Here is a 19,847-nt window from a genome sequence, read left to right on the forward strand (position 1 = left end):
CCCGCCGTTAAGCCGGCCCAACAGCAGCATCGTTTCAAATCTCCATATCTGACCGATATTGATCGATTGTCGTTCATATTTGACTACATGCCTAGCGCGAGCTCGGTCTCCGCGTTCATGAACGCCGGTTCGTAATCCCGCGCCAATGCACCTGACACGCCCACCTGACGCAGAGTCTCACGCCAGCCTTCCGATATGTGCCGTGCGGTATCGCGGATGATCTGCCCCGCTTCCTCGGGCGGGATCTCGAAAAACTCGCAGGCTTCAAGCGCGAGCGCGATGGACCGATCATGCGCGCCGCCCTCCAGGATAGCAGTTTCCAGGTGCGGATTTCGATCCGGTGCGGGGTTCACATCGAACACGGGCGACAACCGCCATTGGCCTCCTCCAACATAAAGGAAGCCATGGTTTTTCAGATGATCGTCCTTGTTGGACACGAGGATCGTGAAAATCAGGCGCACGAAAAGCTCGCGAAAATCGGCTTTGGGATCGGCGCCATAGGCACGGATAAAATCGACGATCTCCGTATAAGAGCCCAACTCCGTCCCGGTCTTCCCAAGTGCCGTGCGCGCCGAGATATAGGGAATCCGGGAACTGCCTCGCCGGTCGAACCGCTGGATCAGCGCGACCGGAAAGGGAGTGTCGGCGAGTTCCAGCCTGGCTGTAGGCGTGCGAATGCCGCAAGCCTGGGCTAGCCGGAGCGTCGCGACCTCGACCCTTTCGATCGGCTGCTGATCGTGGACCGAGGTGAATTTGGCCAACCATAGCGTATCGCCGTCCTGGACATTGGCCTTGGGCCGGGCGCCGCCCGAGCCGCCCGCGCCCGCCAATGCCTGCATCTCTTCAGCAGATATCTCCTTACCCTGCTCATAGGCGCGGGCTATGGCCGTTATCGCTTCCAGCTCGACGAGGCGGGGCACGGCGTCACCTGCTTTACCACGGATGATCTCTCCATCGTCCCCCTGGAATCGCAGTGCGCCCTGACGACAAGCGTCGTCGGACAGCGTCAGATACTCAAACTCGGTCAGACCATTGCCATAGGCACGTTCGAGAAGGCGCCGTCCCCAACTGTCCGGCGCGGCATCCGCAAAGACGCCTGCGAGCGCATCACGCGTGTTCCCTGGCTGGCCCGATGCATGAAAAGGGCCGCCTTCCAGGGGAAGATCCGGCTGCACGGCGAAGGCGCGGGGATTTTCGATCCAGGCAGCGTCATAGGCAAAGGTCGAGAACTGCCGCGGCCCCGCTGCTGTGAAACGCAGCTGACCGACGGGCACACGTCGGTCGCCAAGAACAACCTGGGCAGCAAACTCCGCCATCAGAACGACGCTCCGTCAGGATCGACCACGTCATCGAGCGCGCGCGTCGGATCCGACTTGGCCTTTTGCCTTCTGATCCTCGTCGTGAAAGACTTGCCTCGCTGCGGCAGGCGCTCGTTAGAAAGCGCAAGCCCCAGATCATCCTTGCGGACATCGATCAGATCGGCCAGCCGCTCGAGAAGCCCAAGGACCACCAGCACATCCGCAAGCGTCCCGATAGCAACGCCAGGGTCGCCTTTTTCGAGCCGCGCGATCGAACTGGCCGATGTTCCGGCGCGCATGGCCAGGTCCGCAACCGCAATACTGCGCCGTAGCCGCGCATTTCGAATGTCCTGGCCAAGCCTTTCGAGGGCTGGTCCGACCTTTGGCGAGCCCATGACAATGCCCCAAATCTGGTGAATTATGGTACCATATTTGTCATATTTGATGAGTTATGTCAAGGCTGTGGTGGCCATGTGAACGCGGAATAACCGGAAACATCCCTTACCCTTCTCCCGGTAGAAGGCAAAATCTGACTAGCGCCTGGCCAACCTCGGCTGGCCTCAGGATGATGGCGAGAACTATTCCTTCCGCCCCTGCGGGCTCTTTCCGGCATCCAGAAACATCGGGAAGAAGCTGCGCTGGGTCTTCACCTTGATGATGTCATTGACGCCGATCGTGTTCGCTTTGCGTCTCTCGCCACCGGCTGGCGTGATCACCTCAAGATCGGGGTTCTCGATGATCGCGGCATGGACGTCATCGGCATGCGCCGGCGTGACGTTGTAGATGCTCTCATAGAACTCCATCACCGACATGGCATCACCAGCTTCAGTCACGAGACGGGGCACGTCATCGAGAAGCTGGGTCTTGGCCGAGGCACGGCCATTGTCGTCGAAGAGATAGAGCATCCCCTCATCATGGCGCGGGTCATAGGACAACATGTTGAGGCCCGATCGGCCGAAGTGGGCCTGAAGGCTGGCATTGTCGTGGAGGATATTGTTGTAAACTTGCCGTGCCCGATAAGCGTTGGCGAAGTGGATCAGCCAATAGCGCCAGCCGCCAGGGTTGTTGATCGAGAACGGACTCACATAGGGCGCGCAAAGCCGGAAAGCGTCGAAGACGATCTTCTCTGCGGTTCCGAGCCAATCCTTCTGGCTCATCAACCCGTCCAGTGCCTGGACATCGCCGCTGGCGAGACCGAGATGATCGAGTTGCGCACGCAGGCGCTCCGGCTGGTCTTTCTGGAGGAACGCCAGCAACGAACTGATAACGAAGGTGTAGAAGATCTCGGCCGCAGGATACGAGTGCATGATGTCAAGAATCGTATTCCGCTCGACATGGCTGTGGCCGCACTGGTCCAGGTTGAAGATCACGCTGCGATAGCGCCCTTGCTCCAGGAAACGCTTGATTTTGGGATAGGCGGTTTCGAAAAACTCGTTGAGATACTCGACGCGCAGATGGAGCTTCGGGCAGGTCGCGACGATGTCGGCCTGGAGCGGCGCCACATGCGTTTTTAGAAGTTCGATCGCATCACGGCTGGCATCGTTGAAGACCAGCAGGCACTCGACCTCGATCGCGTTCAAGCCCTGTGCCGCGCGATGCGTGTTCACTGCCTCGGTGGCTCGCTTCAACTCTTCGATGAAAATCAACGGGGAGCCCGATGTCCCGCACTGGTAGCGGCCGCCCCCGGCGAAGCCATCGACGATGGCCAGCCGAAAACGTTCCTGCTGCGGCAGCTTGCAGCGAACGGTCAGGTAATCGAAGCAATATTCACGGAGAATCTTGTGCTTGCGCCGCGAATGCTCCTCAAGCTTTGCGCCGTCAGCCCACTCGTATCGCTTCTCAACCATAGCATCCCCCCAAGCCTATCTGACGATCACGCAAACGCTTGCGCCGCCGTGGGCATTTCATCCCAGGTCTGACCGCGATATTCGCGGCCGTTCGCCTTTTTCGATCGCTTCTTGTTGTCTTTGCCCCAGGTCCCCCACTGCTTGAAGAAAAAGGCCGTACCAGCCGACAGGCACTGGACATAAATCTCGTCGATCCATTCCTCCCGGATGGGACGGGCTGACTTCCCGCTTTCCCCGCCCACGATAGCCCAATGGATGCCGCGCAGATCGACGGTCCCCACAGACCCGATCAAGGGCTCAAACGATATGAAACGGATCGCGGCCGGCGCAGCACGGACGGCATCGATCCTGCCCACCACGTCCCCGTCTTCGATACTCGTGCCGAGCCAGACGTTCGGCAGCACCTCTCCGATCTTGGTGGCGACCAGTTCCGCCATGCGCTCGGGCCGCTTCGTCAGAATCTGATAATTATGGCGTGGCGTCTCACGCATTACCTTCCAGACATCGAGAATGAAGGCGTCCGTGACCTGCTCGTGGAACAGGTCGCTCATCGAATTGACGAAAATCTTGCGCGACTTGCGCCAAGCATAGGGAATCGCAAGCGCATCCCGATCCTCACGCACAACACCGTTCCAGACCGTTCTCTGCCCGCTCTTGCGGGTCAGGCCGGCATATTTCTGGATGTGCATGGCCTCAAGGCGCTTAGCCATCTCCATGGCATAGCAATGGGTGCAGCCGGCAGAGATGATCGAGCAGCCGGCAACAGGATTCCATGTGGCGTCCGTCCATTCTATTTGAGTTTCAGCCATTGCACCCTCCCGTGCGAATTTCGATCTTTCTAGGCATCATTTCGTCATTTCTCTCGGTTCATACGCGACCCTGCCAACGCTTTGCGCGAGCCATGTCGGAAGCTGCGGCGCGGCGGCGACCAGTTCGCCGAACGCACCAGGCGGCATACTCCGCTTCAATGTCTTGAGCGCGGCCTCTGCCTTTTCCGGGCCGAGCCAGGCCAGCGCCCGCACGGCCTCCCCTGCCGGCCGGTTGGCCAAGGCCAGTTGCCAGCGCGGCGCGTGCCGCAATTCCACGACCTGCTTGCCAAGGTGCATCTTTCGACTGCGCCCGGAGGTCAGATAGACCGAGCGGACGGGCACCTGCGTCGTCAAGCCAAGGGCGTTCGCCGCGGCGGCGCCGTTCGAGACGATGACCTCCCCCTTTTGAATGGCAAGGGCCTCTACAGCCTGCTCGACCGAAGGCGTGCGTGTGCCGAACCGGCCGGTGATGGGGCGCAGATAGACGCCACGACCGGCGCGGATGAGTTGCCCGCGCTCCGTCAGGCGCGACAACGCCTGATCCACGGCCGCCCGGTTTCCAAGGTGCAGCAGGCTCTTGGCGGACACAGGAGCGCCTTCGGGCAAGCCCGCCGCATGCGACAAAATCTGTTCGGTCAGCCGGGTCATGGTCTTTTCGTGTTAGAAAAATACGCAATTTTCTGACAGTTTTCAAGCAACCCTTCTGAAGGGACAGGACCGGATAAGGGGCGGAAGGCCTTCCCCTGCGGCCGAGCCAGGGTCTCGGCCCACCCCTTCTGCGGGGAGAGCCCCGCAACGCCCCCATTAGAGTGAGAGTGCAGACCGGATTTTCCGTGACGGGTTGAGGACTGGAGAAGGGTCTCCGGCGCCCGTCGCGGAGAACCGCGATGTTCAGGAAAGACGCCAGCGCACACCTCGCCTCGGATCGGGCGAGCCTTTACGACGACATCACCTGCAAGATCATAGCCGAGCTTGAGGCAGGCCGCTTCCCCTGGGTCCAGCCCTGGGGATCGGCCTCGGTCAAGGCGCCCCTCGCTATGCCGAGGAACGCCGCGACCGGGCGGCATTATTCGGGGATCAATGTGCTGATCCTATGGGGTGCCGTGATCCAGCACGGCTTTCCCGGCCAGAGCTGGCTCACCTTCCGCCAGGCCCTGTCACTCGGCGGCAATGTCCGCCGGGGCGAACGCGGCACCACCGTCGTCTATGCCGACCGTTTCACGCCGGAGGACGAGAAGCGCCGCGCCCGCGAGGCCGGCGAGGAAGCGGCCGCGATCCCGTTCCTCAAGCGCTTCACGGTGTTCAACGCGGCGCAATGTGACGGCCTACCGGAGGATGTCGCCATTGTGTCTCCACCGCCTCCGCCCGGCCTCATCGAGCCGCAGGTCGAGGCCCTGATCCGGGCCACCGGCATCGACTTCCGCATCGGCGGGGACCGCGCTTTCTATGTCCCTGCGCTCGACTATGTGCAGGTGCCGCCGCCCCCGGCATATTTCGAGCCGATCAACTGGCACAGGACGGCCTTGCACGAGCTGGGACATGCCACAGGCCACCCCTCGCGCCTGAACCGCGATTTCTCGGGTTCGTTCGGCTCGAAGAAATACGCCTTCGAGGAGCTGGTCGCCGAGATCAACGCGGCCTTCTGCTGCGCCTCGCTCGGCATCACCCCTACCGTCCGCCATGCCGACTATATCGGCTCCTGGCTCGAGGTGCTGCGCGAGGACAATCGCGCCATCGTGCGCGCAGCTTCCCAGGCCAGCAAGGCGGCCGACTGGCTGCTCGGGTTCCTGCCGGGCGCCGACGTCGATGCGGCCGACCACGAACGGCGGGCGGCGGAACGAGCCTGAAAACCGGAAAGGCGGAGAAGCGGGCTTCCGGCTTTGCGCCTTGCCGCCCGCCTGGCGCTGCACTCCGAGAGTGAGAGGGCGGCGCTTCGCTTCGTGACGGGTTGGAGGTCGAGAGAGAGGCTCCCGGCCGCCCGTCGCGGAGTAACGAACATGGCGACTGCCATTCAGAAAATCATCCTATCGTCGGCGCGCGACATCCCCTTCAACAAGCTGGTGCTGAGCCAGTCCAATGTCCGGCGCGTCAAGGCCGGCGTCTCGGTCGAGGAGCTGGCCGAGTCCATCGCCCGGCGCGGCCTCATCCAGAGCCTCCATGTCCGTCCGGTCCTCGACGCCGATGGCGCCGAGACCGGCATGTTCGAGGTACCCGCCGGCGGCCGTCGCTATCGGGCGCTCGAACTGCTCGCGAAGCAGAAGCGCCTGGCCAAGACCGCGCCGGTGCCCTGCGTCGTCGGCGACGCCAACAGCGACATCCTGGTCGACGAGGTGTCGCTGGTCGAGAACATGGAGCGCGCACCGCTGCATCCACTCGACCAGTTCCGCGCCTTCTTGGGGCTGCGCGACAAGGGCATGACCGAGGAAGCCATCGCCGCCGCCTTCTTCGTCGGTGTCAATGTCGTGAAGCAGCGCCTTCGCCTCGCCTCCGTCTCGCCGACTTTGCTCGATATCTATGCCGAGGATGGCATGACGCTCGAACAGCTCATGGCCTTCACCGTCAGCTCCGACCATGCCCGTCAGGAACAGGTCTGGGAGGCAGTCAAGGATAGCTGGCAGAAGGAGCCCTATCAGATCCGTCGGATGCTGACCGAGACCTCGGTACGCGCCTCCGACAAAAGGGCCGTCTTCATCGGCGTCGAGGCTTACGAGGCGGCCAGCGGCGTCGTGCTGCGCGACCTGTTCCAGTCGGACGATGGTGGCTGGCTGCAAGATCCGGCCCTGCTCGACCGCCTGGTGGCCGAGAAGCTGAAGACCACCGCCGACGAGATCGCAAGCGAAGGCTGGAAATGGGTCGAGGCCGCCTTGAGCTTTCCCTACGGCCACCAGCACGGACTTCGGGCGCTTGTTGGCGTAACGGTCGACCTGACCGAGGAGGAGAGCGCCACCCGCGAAGCGCTGCGCGACGAATACGACCGACTCGAAGCCGAATACGCCGAAGCCGACGAGTTGCCGGACGAGATCGACGCACGTCTCGGCGAGATTGAACAGGCGCTCGACGCCATCGAGCAGCGCCCGACGATCTACGATCCGGCCGACATCGCCTTGGCCGGCGTTTTCATCAGCCTCGATGCCGACGGCTCGCTGTCGGTGGATCGCGGCTATGTCCGTCCCGAGGATGAACGTCCCGTCGAGACCGATGGCAGCGATGCGCACGAGGTTGACGGTGAAGCGGGCCAGCAGGCCACGCCTGCCGTTCAACGCGCAGTCATCACCATCGGCGGCCAGCCCGCGGATCCGGAGGACGATGAGGAGGACGGCATCAAGCCGTTACCCGAGCGCCTCGTTATCGAGCTGACCGCGCATCGCACCTTGGCGCTGCGCAACGCGGTTGCGGAACATCCCGACGTCGCCTTGACCATGCTGCTGCACAAGCTGGTCAGCGACACCTTCCGGCGCACCGCACCTGCCGGCTGCCTTGAGGCCCGCGTCAATCATATCTTCTTCTCGGCACAGTCCGAGGAGTTGAAGGACAGCCCGCCCGCACGCGAGGTCGCCGAGCGACAGGAGCGCTGGGGCAATCACGTTCCCGACGACGACCAGGCTCTGTGGGACTGGCTCTCCCTGCTCGACCCCGGCACGCGCCTCGATCTGCTCGCCCATTGCGTCAGCTACGGTGTGAACGCCCTGTTCGAGCGGCCCAATCCCTACAGCGGATCGGGCGTCAGCCAGCATGGGCTGGACGTGCGCCTCTCGCAGGCTGACCGGCTGGCACGAGCCACCGGCCTCGACATGGTGGCGGCGGGCTGGAGGCCGACGGTCGGCAACTATCTCGGCCGCGTCACCAAGCCCCGCATCCTCGAAGCCGTGCGCGAAGGTGCGGGCGAGCGGGCTGCCCAGCTCATCGACCATCTGAAGAAGGGCGACATGGCCAAGGAGGCCGAGCGCCTGCTGGCCGACACCGGCTGGCTGCCGGAGCCGCTGCGCCTGGTCGACCTCGACGATGGGCAGACCATCGAACCTGGCACGGAGGCAGACGCCGGAGACGATGCCGCCTTGCCGGACTTCCTCAGCGGGGATGGCGACGACGAAACCGATGAGATCGAGGACGAAGACACCCTGACGATCGCGGCCGAATAGCTGCTTCAACGCGGGATGGCTCCGGCCGTCCCGCACATTCTCAGATCAACCGCAGCCCGGCCATCGCGCCGGGCTTGCTCGTTTCAGGAGCCTAACATGGCCGACTATTTCCCCCATTTCTCGTGCCTGCTCGACGTCGGCACGCCCGAGAACGCCGCCCGCGCGCTCGATCTCTACAACCGCCTGTCCGAGGACGGCGCATCGGAGGAACCGCCCTCCGAAGGTTTCCTCCTCTCGATCCAGCCGGAGCATGGCGGCAGCCAGCTCTGGATGCGTGACGACGTGACCGGCGATCCCGAGCGTCTCATCCACTTCGTGAAGCACTGCGCCGCCGAGTTCGGCCTCAAAGGCAGATGGGGCTTCCAATACGCCAACACCTGCTCGAAGCCCCGGCTCGATGGATTCGGCGGGGGCGCGCATGTCCTCGACCTCACCACCGGCGAGACCGTGGACTGGATCTACACCGATGGCTGGCTCGATCAGACCATCTCCGGCGAGGGAGGCCCGCTATGAGCATCCCCTCCTACGCCCGGACCAATTTCCAGACCCTGCTGCGCGCGGCGGGCGACGGCAATCTCGCCCTCATGGAATGCCTCGACGCGGTGACGGGCAGCCCGCGCTACGTCATCTGCGTCGTGGGGCGGGACGATGGCGATTACGTCTTCACGCCCTTCGGCCATCTCGCCGACGGCAATCCCTATGACGCCTATCTACCGCCCGATCCCGGCGATCCCGAAGGCTTCGTGCGCCCCGAGCCGGGAGAGGCGCCATGACCGACATCGACGCCATCTTCGCGGCGGATCGCCAGCATCCGCCGCACGAACGGTCTCTGCCCTGGCCGGAAACCAGGGACGGCATCACCGTGGTCATCGAGCCCAAGCCGCACTGGGCCAACGACATGCGAGCCTTCCGATCCGAGGCTCGCGAATATTGCGCCTATGCCGATTGGGCCGAGAACGGCGCGCGCGCCAGGTTCTTCGGCCATGTCGACACCTGCGGCAATGACCTGATCCGCAAGGCCCGCGCGCTCGTCGCCTGCGAGATTGCGGACGGACACTGGAACTGATCCCCGGAAAAGCGCCCCACCTAACGGTCGGGCGCTTTTTCCATGCCGGCGTCCCGAGAGTGAGAGGGCGGCCGGAACGGGTTTGAGCCGGTGCGGTCGAGAGAGAGCGCCGCGCGGCTCGTCCGTTTCCGCTCTCCTTAAGGCTCACATCATGACCCTGATTTCCGCATCCGTGGCGGCGTCCGCCGCCGCGCCGCTTCCGCTCGGCTCCAATCCCGAACCCGCCGGCGCCATCTTCACGGCCGCCGGTCTGCTGCTGCCCCATCTCGAACGCGGCGAGCGCGTCGACGCCGCCGCCCTGCGTGTGGCGATGGAGACCGCCTTCGGCGCATCGGACGCCACCGGCGCCTGGGACTGGAAGACGGCCTATGACGCCTGCGAGGCGGCGACCGTCCTGTTCCTCCGCAAATACGGACGTGCGCTTTTCCGCAAAGCCGGGTCTCCGGCTGCGCGGCTGTCCGCGCTGTCGAAAATCGCCAACCTTCTGCCGACGCATACACGTCGGTCGACGGAGAGCCAGACCTTCCAGCAATTCTCGACGCCGATCCCGCTCGGCCTCGTCGCCGCCCACGCCGCGGCAATCACTCCGGCCGACCGGGTGCTGGAGCCTTCGGCCGGCACCGGCCTGTTCGCCATCTTCGCCGAGATCGCTGGCGGCGCGCTCGTCCTCAACGAGCTGGCCGACACCCGCGCCGGCCTGCTGTCGCTTCTCTTCCCGGCCATTCCCGTCACCCGCTTCGACGCGGCCCAGATCGATGATCATCTCGATCCCGCCGTCACGCCCAGCGTCGTGCTGATGAACCCGCCGTTCTCCGCAATGGCCAATGTCGAAGGCCGCATAGCCGACACCACATATCGCCATGTCGCCTCAGCGCTGGCGCGTCTGGCTCCCGGCGGAAGACTGGTGACGATCACCGGCGCCAACTTCGCGCCCGACAATCTGGCCTGGCGGGACGCCTTCATTCGCCTGCAGGAGCGCGGGCGCATCGTCTTCTCCGCCGCCATCGACGGCGCGGTCTATGCCAAACACGGCACGACGTTTCCGACGCGGCTGACCGTCATCGACAAGCGGCCCGCCGACGATCCGGCCGTGTTCCCGGCCGCACCCGGCGTTGCCTCGAACGCCGCCACGCTGCTGGGCTGGCTCGACGATCATCTGCCGACACGGCTCGCCGTCGCCCCCTCCCTCACGGTCCCGACCGTCGCGGCTTCCGTCCCTCGCAGCGTGCGCGGCTATATCAACCGCACCGCCAAGGCCGTCCCCGCTGCCGTGCCGATGGCCGAGCCGGAGGGCCTGCCACTCTCATACGAGACCCAGGACGGCCTAGCGGGCGAAGGCGGCCGCTTGTCGGACGGCATCTATGAAGAATACGGATTGCAGGCGATCCGTATTGCCGGTTCTCAGGCGCACCCCACCAGGCTGGTGCAATCGGCGGCGATGGCTTCGGTCGCCCCGCCCAGACCGAGCTATCGGCCGCACCTCCCGGTCAATATCCACGAGCTGCTCTCCGACGCGCAGCTCGAGACCGTCATTTATGCCGGCGAGGCTCACTCCGATCATCTTGCCGGATCGTGGACGGTGGACGCCACCTTCGATGTCGTCACCGCCGCGCGCGAGGATGCGACGAACGCCGCGCGCTTCCGGCGCGGCTTCATGATCGGTGACGGCACCGGCGTCGGCAAAGGGCGTCAGTCCGCCGCGATCATACTCGACAACTGGCTCCAGGGCCGCCGCAAGGCGGTCTGGATCTCGAAGTCCGACAAGTTGATCGAGGACGCGCAGCGCGACTGGTCGGCGCTCGGCATGGAGCGCCTGCTGGTCACGCCGCTGTCGCGCTTCCCGCAGGGGCGGCCGATCACGCTGCCAGAAGGCGTCCTGTTTACGACCTATGCCACGCTACGCTCCGACGACCGTGGCGAGAAGGTTTCGCGCGTCCGGCAGATCGTCGAATGGTTGGGCTCCGACTTCGACGGAGTCCTCATTTTCGACGAGGCGCACGCAATGCAGAACGCCGGTGGCGGCAAGGGAGAACGCGGCGACGTCGCCGCCTCGCAGCAGGGCCGCGCGGGTCTGCGGCTCCAGCACGCGCTGCCGAACGCCCGCGTCGTCTATGTCTCGGCGACCGGCGCCACGACGGTCCACAACCTCGCCTACGCCCAGCGGCTCGGCCTGTGGGGCGGCGAGGATTTTCCGTTCAGCACTCGCGCCGAGTTCGTCGAGGCGATCGAGGCCGGCGGCGTCGCGGCGATGGAGGGGCTGGCCCGCGACCTGCGCGCGCTCGGCCTCTACACCGCGCGCTCGCTCTCCTTCGACGGCGTGGAATACGAACTGGTCGAGCACGCGCTGACCCTCGAGCAGACCCGCATCTACGATGCCTATGCCGGGGCCTTCGCCATCATCCATAACCACCTCGACGCGGCGATGGAGGCGGCCAATATCACCGGCGCGTCCGGCACGCTTAACCGGCAGGCCAAGTCCGCCGCCCGCTCGGCCTTCGAGAGCGCCAAGCAGCGTTTCTTCGGCCATCTGCTCACCAGCATGAAGACGCCGACCCTGATCCGGTCGATCACCAGCGACCTGGAAGCCGACCACGCCGCCGTCATTCAGATCGTCTCCACGGGCGAGGCGTTGATGGAGCGCCGGCTGGCCGAGCTGCCGACCGAGGAATGGAACGACGTTCGCGTCGACATCACGCCGAGGGAATACGTCCTCGACTACCTCGCCCATTCCTTCCCGGTGCAGCTCTACGAGCCGTTCACCGACAGCGAGGGCAATCTGTCGTCGCGGCCGGTCACGCACGATGGCCAGCCCGTCGAAAGCCGCGAGGCCGTCGCGCGCCGCGACGAGCTGATCGCGCAGCTTGCCTCCTTGCCGCCTGTGCCCGGCGCGCTCGATCAGATCGTCCAGCATTTCGGGACGGAGCTGGTGGCCGAGGTGACGGGCCGTTCGCGGCGAATCGTCCGCAAGAGCACGCCTTCGGGCGGCGACCGTCTCGTCGTCGAGAACCGGGCCGCCGCCGCTAATCTCGCCGAAACCCAGGCGTTCATGGATGACAGCAAGCGCATCCTGATCTTCTCGGACGCCGGCGGCACCGGCCGTAGCTATCACGCCGAGCTTTCGGCGCGGAACACGCGGCTGCGCGTCCACTATCTGCTCGAACCCGGCTGGAAAGCGGACGCCGCCATCCAGGGCCTCGGCCGCACGCACCGGACCAACCAGGCGCAGCCGCCGCTGTTCCGGCCCATCGCCACGGACGTCAAGGCGGAGAAACGCTTCCTCTCCACCATCGCCCGCCGCCTGGACACGCTGGGCGCTATCACCCGCGGCCAGCGCCAAACCGGCGGCCAGGGCCTGTTCCGCCCCGAGGACAATCTGGAAAGCCCCTACGCCCGCGATGCGCTGCGCCAGCTCTATCTCCTGCTGGTGCGCGGCAAGGTCGAAGGCTGCTCGCTCGACCGCTTCGAGTCCGCCACCGGCCTGAAGCTGATGGACGCGAACGGCATCAAGGACGAGCTGCCCCCGATCACCACCTTCCTCAACCGGCTGCTGGCGCTGACCATCGAGCTTCAGGGCGTGCTGTTTACCGCCTTCGAGCAGCTTCTCACCGCCAAGATCGAGGGCGCCATCGCCGCCGGCATCTACGATGTCGGACTGGAGACGCTGACAGCGGAAGGCTTCACCGTCACCGGCCGCCAGACGATCTACACCCATCCGGGCACGGGCGCGGAGACCCGGCTGCTCACCATCGCGCAGCGCACGCGCAACCGCCCGGTCACGCAGGACGACGCGCTCGCCTATCTCGGCGAACCCGGCGCCAGGCTGCTGATCAACGAACGCTCGGGCCGCTCTGCCGTCCAGATCCCCGCCACCTCGATCATGCTCGACGATGGTGAGATCGAACGCCGCGTCCGGCTGATCCGGCCGATGGAATCGCACACCGTTCCGGTAAAGATGATGGGTGAGACCCATTGGACCGACGCGGATGGCGACGCCTTCGCCACGGCCTGGGCTGCCGAGGTCGCGGACGTGCCGGAGTTCTCCGACAGCACGATCCATGTCGTCGCCGGTCTGTTGCTGCCGATCTGGAAGCGGCTGCCCAACGAGTCCACCCGTGTCTATCGGCTCCAGACCGACGAGGGCGAGCGGATCGTCGGCCGCAAGGTCTCGCCGGCCTGGGCGGCCAACGCCGCCACGACCGGCGCAGCTACGCTCACGCCCGCCGACGCTTTCGTGGCGCTAATGGATGGCCGCACCATCCTCGACCTCGCCGAGGGGCTTCAACTTCGCCGCGTCCGCATCATGGGCGCCGAGCGCATCGAGCTGTCGGGCTTCACCGACACGATGCGCGAGCGGCTCAACGCCTACGGCCTGTTCCACGAGATCATATCCTGGAAGCTCAGGATGTTCGTGCCGACAGATGCCGCCGGCCCCGTGGTGCTGGAGCGAGTGCTGGACCGCTATCCGGTCCAGCGCATCGGCGAACGCGAGGCGGCGTGATGACCCGTCTCGACGCTTCCGATCTGGCGAACCGTCTCGGCCGGGAGGCCGAGGCGGTATGCCGCCAATATCTCGGCGCCGGCCATCGCCAGGGCAATTACTGGCAGGTCGGCGATGCCCGCAACGCGCCCGGCCGCTCGATGTTCGTTCGACTCAAGGCGACGGCGAAGAGACCGGCAGGCAAATGGACCGACGCCGCCACCGGCGAGCATGGCGATCTGCTCGACGTGATCCGGGAAAGCTGCGGTCTCATCGACTTCGCCGATGTCGTCGCGGAAGCCCGCACCTTCCTCAGCCTGCCGCGTCCCGAACCCGCGCCGGCAACGAAGAAGCGACCACGCACGCCAGCCCCGTTAGGCTCGACCGAAGCGGCGAGACGATTGTTCGCCATGTCACAGCCGATCGGTTGTACCCCCGTAGAGGCGTATCTCCGTCATCGCGGCATTGCGGCTTTGCACGGAACCGGAAACCTCCGTTTCCATCCACGCTGCTACTACCGGCCCGACGATCATGGCCAGACCGAAACCTGGCCGGCGATGATCGCCGCCGTCACCGATCTCAGGGGTACGATCACCGGCGCGCATCGGACCTGGATCGCTCCTGACGGCTCCGACAAGGCGCCGATCGACACGCAGCGTAAAGCAATGGGCGACCTGCTCGGTCACGCCGTCCGTTTCGGGATCGCCGGCGAGGTGATGGCGGCAGGCGAAGGAATCGAAAGCGTCCTGTCAGCACGTCAGGCGATACCGCACATGGCGATGGCGGCGGCGCTCTCCGCTGCCCACCTGGCCGCCTTCCTGTTCCCCGAGCCCCTGCGCCGGCTCTACATCGTCCGCGACAATGACCCGGCGGGCGACAGCGCGCGGGATAGCCTGGTCGAACGGGCGAACACGGCCGGGATCGAGGCCATCGTGCTCTCGCCGGTGTTGGAGGACTTCAACGAGGATCTCCGACGCCTCGGCATCGACGCGCTCCGCGCCAATCTGCGGGTGCAGCTCGCACCGGCAGACGTCGCCCGTTTCTGGCTCGAAGCGGGATAGTCGCCGGCAAGGAGTGTCAGGGCCGCAATCATCATGCCCGCCCGGATGCGTCCAACCCTCGGAGAGGGCCGCGCCTCGGCCTTCGAGAGGGCGATCGGCCGTCAGCCGAGCCGGATCGGCAATGGCTGCGGCCAACGATTTTCCGGCGCGGCCCCCAAAGAAGAGAAAGGGGGGCCGCTTTCCATCGCGAAGCAAAATCGCCGGCCTTCGCCATCCTTCGCTGCGCTTCGGCCCTCTCGCTTCGCTCCGGGTGCAGGTCCGTCCCGCCCGACGGCTTCGTCGCCATGAAGGCCGCGACGGTCGCGGTCCAACCGACGGAGCATCCCATGAGCGAGCACGACGACTACGAACCCGAACACGCTGCATCGCCGACCGACCAGATCGCACAAGAGCTTCAGCTCTACGGCTACCGACCTTCGGAAGACGAAGCCGATCCCAGGCCCGTGCCGGAGGACCGCATCATCGAAGGCGCCGTCGCCGACATCTTCGACGCCTTGATCTCCACCGTGGCCGATACGAGCCTCGATCCTGACCTCGACGACCTCCTCTGGTCCACCGTCAATATGTTCCACCGCGCCGTCGAACGGGCAGACCGCAAGCTCGACGACAACGAGCAGGCGCAGAAACGGCTCCAGCGCGAACAGGACGGATCGGAGGTCAAATCCGTCCAGCTCGAACGTCTCATCGAACTCGGGCAATCATTGATCGAACGGCGCGACAGCCTGGAAGTCTTCCGCGACAGCGCCGCAGACCACTACCACCGCGCCACCGGTTCGCCCTGGTCCCAGCGCACAGGATCGAGGGTCAACCATCGCCACCTCACCGCTGCGATGATCGACAGCCGTGACTTCATCGCCGCCAAACGCCGCGCTGACACCGAGGTGCTCGTGCCAGCCGGCCCGAAGATCGCCTTCTCCGGCGGCGACACCGCCGACCACAAGCTGATCTGGGCCAAACTCGACCAGGTTCACGCCAAGCACTCCGACATGGTGCTGATGCACGGCGGTTCCCCGAAAGGGGCCGAAAAGATCGCCGCCAAATGGGCGGAGACGCGCAAGGTGCCGCAGGTCGCCTTCAAGCCCGACTGGACGAAGCACGCCAAGGCCGCCCCGTTCAAGCGCAACGACGCCATGCTGGCGGTGATGCCGATCGGCGTCCTTATCTTCCCCGGCACGGGCATCCAGGACAACCTCGCCGACAAAGCCAGGAAGCTCGGCATCCCGGTCTATCGGTTCGGCACGGGCGGCGCGTAAGCGCCGCCATCCCTTATTTCACTTCCGTAAGGGCGAAGGCGATCAGGGCTGCTGGCGCCAGAATTGCGTGCTGTAGTTGTTCAGATCGCGGCTGTAGGAATCGACCGTTACCTGGAACGTCTCTGGAATCTTGGCACCGTCACCGCCGTCCCTGAAATAATCTCTCACCGAATAAAGCGCGCCGCGCATCAGGTGTTCCCAGGTCTGATAAAGTCGGTTCTGAAGCTCCTGCTCCTGTTTGGCGGCGCTTGGCTTCCGCGTGGGCACCGGCACCGCGTAGTTGGGGCGCGGGTCGTGGTGATGGACAAAGGTAATGCTACCCCATTGCCATTCGTCCTCGATGGTTCGCCGCCACCGATAGCTCACCCTGACACTCATTTGCGTGGTGAAGCGGTAGGGCGGCACGATCTGGTCATCGACGATGAAGAATTGGGCGTCCTTCTGTTCGGTTTCCAAACGCTGCTTCATAGCCCCAACGGCAAAGGACAAATCATGGCCTGCGCGTCGAAGGGCATCCCCTGTTTCCGCCCGCTTTCGCGGCGCCTTGGCCTCGCGGTGTTTCGCCAACGCCCGGTCGAAGGAATGGAGCTTTGTTCCGATGTGGGAGCCGCAGGCCGCGAGAGGGAGACGGTGCAATTCGCCCGATCGTTCCTCCCGGATTGCCTGGTCGATCAGCCTGTCCAATTCTCTGGCGTCGATCGCCGTGATGGCAGTCTGCTGATCGCGAGGGATATTAATTTCTCCCATGCGGTAGATCCTCGCTCTCTTACTGAAGCATGTGTCACCATGACTGCCTCAAGGCTGAAGACGCAGAATCCGAGTCAGCCAATGCCAACATAGCCGACATACAGTGACTTCGCACGACGGAGGGCATGACATCTATGGACTTATCAGCGGCCCATGCAGAGCAGAGCCACCCCCCGCTTCAAATGCGCTGATCCTTGGTCCGGCCGAGGGCCTGACGCCATCAACCCGTAAAGGGTCGGACTACGCATGCGCGTGCCGCCGCTTCGGCTGCGCCTGTCGCGGTGATTGCGGCCCTCGGCCGAACACATCGGGCGCCTGTCAGCGGGGGATGGACCTCCGCTCGAAACAGGAGCTGGATCAATGTCCTTCCACGACGCACACGCCTTCGCCTTCAGCCTCGCCACCACCCTGATGGCCGTCATCGTCATCTTCCGCGCCGGTGACGGCACGCTCTCGGTCATGCCCGCCAGCGAATATGACGGCGACAGCGTGGCCATCGTCGATGAAATCGACCCTTTCGCCCCATGACCGGCAGAAAATTACCGCGCGCGATGCCGAAACCCTGCTGGTTTCCGCTCCCGCCGACGGCGATGTTCTGCTATGGTTCCGGCCGCGCCGCGGTGGTGGTGGAGGCGCGACCTTCAGACCTTTCTGTCTCGGAGACACCACCATGTTCATTTTTGGCATCATCTTGTCCATCGCAGCCATCGGCTTCTTCTGCTGGCTGCTGTTTACGCTCGCCGTCTTCGCGCTGCCTTTCTTCGCAGGTGTCACCGCTGGCGGCTGGGCCTATCACACTGGCGCAGGCTGGCTGGGCGCAATCCTCATCGGCACGGTCGCGGCCGGGCTGACGCTCGGCTTCGGCCAGGTCTTGCTTGCAACCGTCCGTCCGCTCTGGGCCAAGTTTGCGATCGCCGCGATCTTCGTCGCGCCCGCCGTCATCGCGGGTTATCACGCCGTCCACGGAATCGTGAAACACACCATCCCTTCGGAGACTTGGCAGATCGTCTTCTCGGTCCTCGGCTCGATTGCGGTGGGCATCACGGCGTTTCTGCGCATTGCGGGCATGGCAGCGCCCGACCCTGTAAACCAGGGGCTGGCGCGGGCTTAGGCGGCCCCGACACCGTGGGCGGCAACGCCCGAACAGCGGGGATAGACGCCATCCCTGTCGCCAGAGATCGCGTGGGTGTTGGGCAGGAGCGACGGATCGGAGCCGCGCCCCAAGGCCCGCACCCTCGAGGGAGCTTCGATCAGCGGCACACACGAATGGCGGCAAAGCCCGAACATGGGTGACGGGTTTGTTCTGTGGTGGCCGGGCACGGGAGGGAGCACAACCTGCCTGTCCTGCAAGATGCAACGATGCCGGTGACCCGCCGGTCCTGTTCTCTTGCCGATCGCGAGATGTCGCCGTGCGTCTCCTTCATCTGTCCCGTTGAACGAGCGCACCTCACGGCCTCTCCAATGGCCTGATCTGGCCGAAGACCGGCTTCGCCTCGACCGCCTATGCCGCAACGGCGTGTCGCAACTTTCTTCCCCTGGGTTTCACCCATTCCTCGCGAGACAAGAAAGTCGCGCCTGCGCCGTCCTCCGCTCCGCTTCGGTCGCAAGCGATGCGTCGTCGGTCGCCTCCGGCCCACCGATCGCCATCGAGGCCGCATGGTGCGGGCTCGAAAACGCAAAAAAAGGAGACTTACCATGGCGACCATCGGCACCTTCAAGAAGACCGGCTCGAACGAATTCACCGGCGAAATCGTCACTCTCAGCGTCCAGGCCAAGGGCGTGCGCATCGTTCCCGACCTGCGCGCCACCGGCGAAAACGCCCCCAGCCACCGCGTTCTGGTCGGCCGCGCCGAGATCGGCGCCGCCTGGTCCAAGCGTTCCAACGAAGGCCGCGACTATCTGGGCCTCAAGCTCGACGATCCGAGCTTCAACGCCCCGATCTACGCCAATCTCTTCGACGATGAGGATGGCGAAGGTTACTCGCTGATCTGGTCCCGTCCCAACGGGCGCCGGGGCGACTGAGCCCCCGGAGCAAGGCCCCGGTCGAAAGGCCGGGGCCGCTTACCCGCCAAAACCGAATCAGTTCGGCACGTAGAGCGGCGACGGGCCAGAAGTTGAGCACCACAAACACCGAATTGTGGTGGCGCTCACTCCAAGAACGACTAAAATAGCCGTAGTTCTGGCAAGTGCGTTTCGGCCGGTGGGAGGTGATCATGCATGATCACCGCCCGACAATCACGGGCCGCACGCGCGTTGCTGGGTTGGACGCAGGAGACGCTCGCTGACAAGGCCCGAGTATCGCTGACCGCTCTCAAACGCCTCGAATCCGAAAGCGGGCTTGATGTGTATGAGACGACGCGCGATCAAGTCAGGCGGGCACTGGAAGCCGCTGGCGTCGTCCTTCTGTCCACCGACAAGGGCGAAGGAGTGCTGCGGCTTCATGACGAACACCAGCGACGATCCCCATCCTAGCCGTCGCGCCCACGCGGCGGCGATCCTGCCTGTTTTTCCACGGTCCGCATGTCCTGCGTCAATGACGGCGGCGGATTTGGTTAACAGGATCGCGTCAGGCGAATAGGATGGCCCGGTGACACGATCAGCCCCGCAGTTTCTTGACGAACCACCTCCCGGCCAGGGTCTGACGCCCTATGACCGAAAGCACATGACTTTGTATCTCCGCTTGCTCGACGCCGCTCGCGATGGTGCCGACTGGCGCGAGGCTGTACGGATTCTGTTCGGTCTCGATCCCGAACTCGATCCAAGACGTTGTCGCCTGATCCACGACTCGCATCTTGCCCGTGCGCGCTGGATGTCCGACCGCGGCTATCGAAATCTGGTCCGCGACAGTCAAAGGCACTGACGGAGTGATGCCGCCCCGGCATCGCTCTCTGCCGTCAAGACCTCTTCCCTCAATCAACCTTTCCGGGAAATCATATCGCTCCCGCAATTTGGTCAATCGATGGGAGGAACGCGATGACGCCGGACGCATCCCTGTGGCGCTCGCCCGCGCACTACGATCACATCGATGATCTCACCGCATCCGACCTTGCCTGGGAGTGGCTGCGCCGAAACGATGCTTATGACCATGACTACGAAGCGTTTGATGACGCGCATGTCGATCGACAAGAGCTGACAGGTAAGATCCGTCAG

20 protein-coding genes are annotated in these 19,847 nt (G+C 64.6%); 14 read left to right on the forward strand and 6 right to left on the reverse strand.

Annotated features, from left to right (window positions below):
• Positions 1 to 83: 83 nt before the first annotated feature.
• The 5 genes from ABB55_RS28150 to ABB55_RS28170 all read right to left on the reverse strand — a co-directional run bounded on the left by ABB55_RS28150 (position 84) and on the right by ABB55_RS28170 (position 4,602).
• Entirely contained in the window at positions 84 to 1,316 is a 1,233-nt protein-coding gene (locus ABB55_RS28150) for a type II toxin-antitoxin system HipA family toxin (RefSeq protein WP_054362401.1), read from the reverse strand.
• Positions 1,316 to 1,693 carry a helix-turn-helix domain-containing protein gene (locus tag ABB55_RS28155; protein ID WP_054362402.1) on the reverse strand — a complete coding sequence of 126 codons (378 nt, stop codon included), beginning with the start codon at positions 1,691 to 1,693 and terminating at the stop codon, positions 1,316 to 1,318. The genes ABB55_RS28150 and ABB55_RS28155 overlap by 1 nt, the downstream gene beginning before the upstream one ends.
• A gap of 183 nt (positions 1,694 to 1,876) precedes the next feature.
• Positions 1,877 to 3,145, reverse strand: coding sequence for a three-Cys-motif partner protein TcmP (locus ABB55_RS28160; protein WP_054362403.1), 1,269 nt, complete (start codon positions 3,143 to 3,145; stop codon positions 1,877 to 1,879).
• Positions 3,146 to 3,171: 26 nt separating this feature from the next.
• Positions 3,172 to 3,954, reverse strand: a complete 783-nt coding sequence (locus tag ABB55_RS28165; RefSeq protein WP_054362404.1) for a DUF5131 family protein — start codon at positions 3,952 to 3,954, stop codon at positions 3,172 to 3,174.
• Between the two features lie 36 nt (positions 3,955 to 3,990).
• Entirely contained in the window at positions 3,991 to 4,602 is a 612-nt protein-coding gene (locus ABB55_RS28170) for a DUF6088 family protein (RefSeq protein WP_054362405.1), read from the reverse strand.
• 239 nt (positions 4,603 to 4,841) lie between these two features.
• Here ABB55_RS28170 and ABB55_RS28175 point away from each other — a divergent pair, with 239 nt between their 5' ends.
• The 8 genes from ABB55_RS28175 to ABB55_RS28210 all read left to right on the forward strand — a co-directional run bounded on the left by ABB55_RS28175 (position 4,842) and on the right by ABB55_RS28210 (position 15,950).
• A complete protein-coding gene (locus ABB55_RS28175; RefSeq protein WP_054362406.1) occupies positions 4,842 to 5,801 on the forward strand; it encodes an ArdC family protein in 960 nt (319 codons plus the stop codon).
• A 150-nt stretch (positions 5,802 to 5,951) separates the two neighbouring features.
• Positions 5,952 to 8,093, forward strand: coding sequence for a ParB/RepB/Spo0J family partition protein (locus ABB55_RS28180; RefSeq protein WP_054362407.1), 2,142 nt, complete (start codon positions 5,952 to 5,954; stop codon positions 8,091 to 8,093).
• Between the two features lie 96 nt (positions 8,094 to 8,189).
• Positions 8,190 to 8,606 (forward strand): hypothetical protein, encoded by a 417-nt coding sequence (locus tag ABB55_RS28185; protein ID WP_054362408.1) that lies wholly within the window; start codon positions 8,190 to 8,192, stop codon positions 8,604 to 8,606.
• Positions 8,603 to 8,866, forward strand: a complete 264-nt coding sequence (locus ABB55_RS28190) for a DUF6117 family protein (protein ID WP_054362409.1) — start codon at positions 8,603 to 8,605, stop codon at positions 8,864 to 8,866. Before ABB55_RS28185 ends, ABB55_RS28190 begins: the two co-directional genes overlap by 4 nt.
• Positions 8,863 to 9,159, forward strand: a complete 297-nt coding sequence (locus tag ABB55_RS28195) for a hypothetical protein (protein WP_054362410.1) — start codon at positions 8,863 to 8,865, stop codon at positions 9,157 to 9,159. Before ABB55_RS28190 ends, ABB55_RS28195 begins: the two co-directional genes overlap by 4 nt.
• A 151-nt stretch (positions 9,160 to 9,310) precedes the next feature.
• Entirely contained in the window at positions 9,311 to 13,657 is a 4,347-nt protein-coding gene (locus tag ABB55_RS28200; protein WP_054362411.1) for a strawberry notch family protein, read from the forward strand.
• The gene (locus ABB55_RS28205) at positions 13,657 to 14,697 is read left to right on the forward strand and encodes a DUF7146 domain-containing protein (protein ID WP_054362412.1); all 1,041 of its coding nucleotides are present in this window, start codon (positions 13,657 to 13,659) and stop codon (positions 14,695 to 14,697) included. Before ABB55_RS28200 ends, ABB55_RS28205 begins: the two co-directional genes overlap by 1 nt.
• A gap of 326 nt (positions 14,698 to 15,023) precedes the next feature.
• Positions 15,024 to 15,950 (forward strand): DUF2493 domain-containing protein, encoded by a 927-nt coding sequence (locus tag ABB55_RS28210; protein WP_054362418.1) that lies wholly within the window; start codon positions 15,024 to 15,026, stop codon positions 15,948 to 15,950.
• A 42-nt stretch (positions 15,951 to 15,992) separates the two neighbouring features.
• Here the strand turns inward: ABB55_RS28210 and ABB55_RS28215 are convergent, their stop codons facing one another.
• The gene (locus ABB55_RS28215) at positions 15,993 to 16,697 is read right to left on the reverse strand and encodes a hypothetical protein (RefSeq protein WP_054362413.1); all 705 of its coding nucleotides are present in this window, start codon (positions 16,695 to 16,697) and stop codon (positions 15,993 to 15,995) included.
• 360 nt (positions 16,698 to 17,057) lie between these two features.
• Here ABB55_RS28215 and ABB55_RS30700 point away from each other — a divergent pair, with 360 nt between their 5' ends.
• From ABB55_RS30700 to ABB55_RS31075, 6 genes are all read left to right on the forward strand, one after another.
• Entirely contained in the window at positions 17,058 to 17,225 is a 168-nt protein-coding gene (locus ABB55_RS30700; protein ID WP_183769783.1) for a hypothetical protein, read from the forward strand.
• 142 nt (positions 17,226 to 17,367) lie between these two features.
• On the forward strand, positions 17,368 to 17,808 hold the full coding sequence (locus ABB55_RS28220; protein WP_054362414.1) for a hypothetical protein: 441 nt from the start codon (positions 17,368 to 17,370) through the stop codon (positions 17,806 to 17,808).
• Between the two features lie 584 nt (positions 17,809 to 18,392).
• Entirely contained in the window at positions 18,393 to 18,719 is a 327-nt protein-coding gene (locus ABB55_RS28225; RefSeq protein ID WP_054362415.1) for a DUF736 domain-containing protein, read from the forward strand.
• A 195-nt stretch (positions 18,720 to 18,914) separates the two neighbouring features.
• On the forward strand, positions 18,915 to 19,169 hold the full coding sequence (locus ABB55_RS29385; RefSeq protein WP_082730590.1) for a helix-turn-helix domain-containing protein: 255 nt from the start codon (positions 18,915 to 18,917) through the stop codon (positions 19,167 to 19,169).
• A 115-nt stretch (positions 19,170 to 19,284) separates the two neighbouring features.
• Entirely contained in the window at positions 19,285 to 19,557 is a 273-nt protein-coding gene (locus ABB55_RS29390) for a DNA -binding domain-containing protein (RefSeq protein ID WP_082730589.1), read from the forward strand.
• A gap of 113 nt (positions 19,558 to 19,670) precedes the next feature.
• Positions 19,671 to 19,847 (forward strand): transcriptional regulator domain-containing protein (locus ABB55_RS31075; protein ID WP_244472212.1); only part of this gene is annotated, 177 nt, incomplete at its 3' end.

The sequence above is a fragment of the Prosthecodimorpha hirschii genome, assembly GCF_001305515.1.
In the GTDB taxonomy this organism is placed as follows: domain Bacteria; phylum Pseudomonadota; class Alphaproteobacteria; order Rhizobiales; family Ancalomicrobiaceae; genus Prosthecodimorpha; species Prosthecodimorpha hirschii.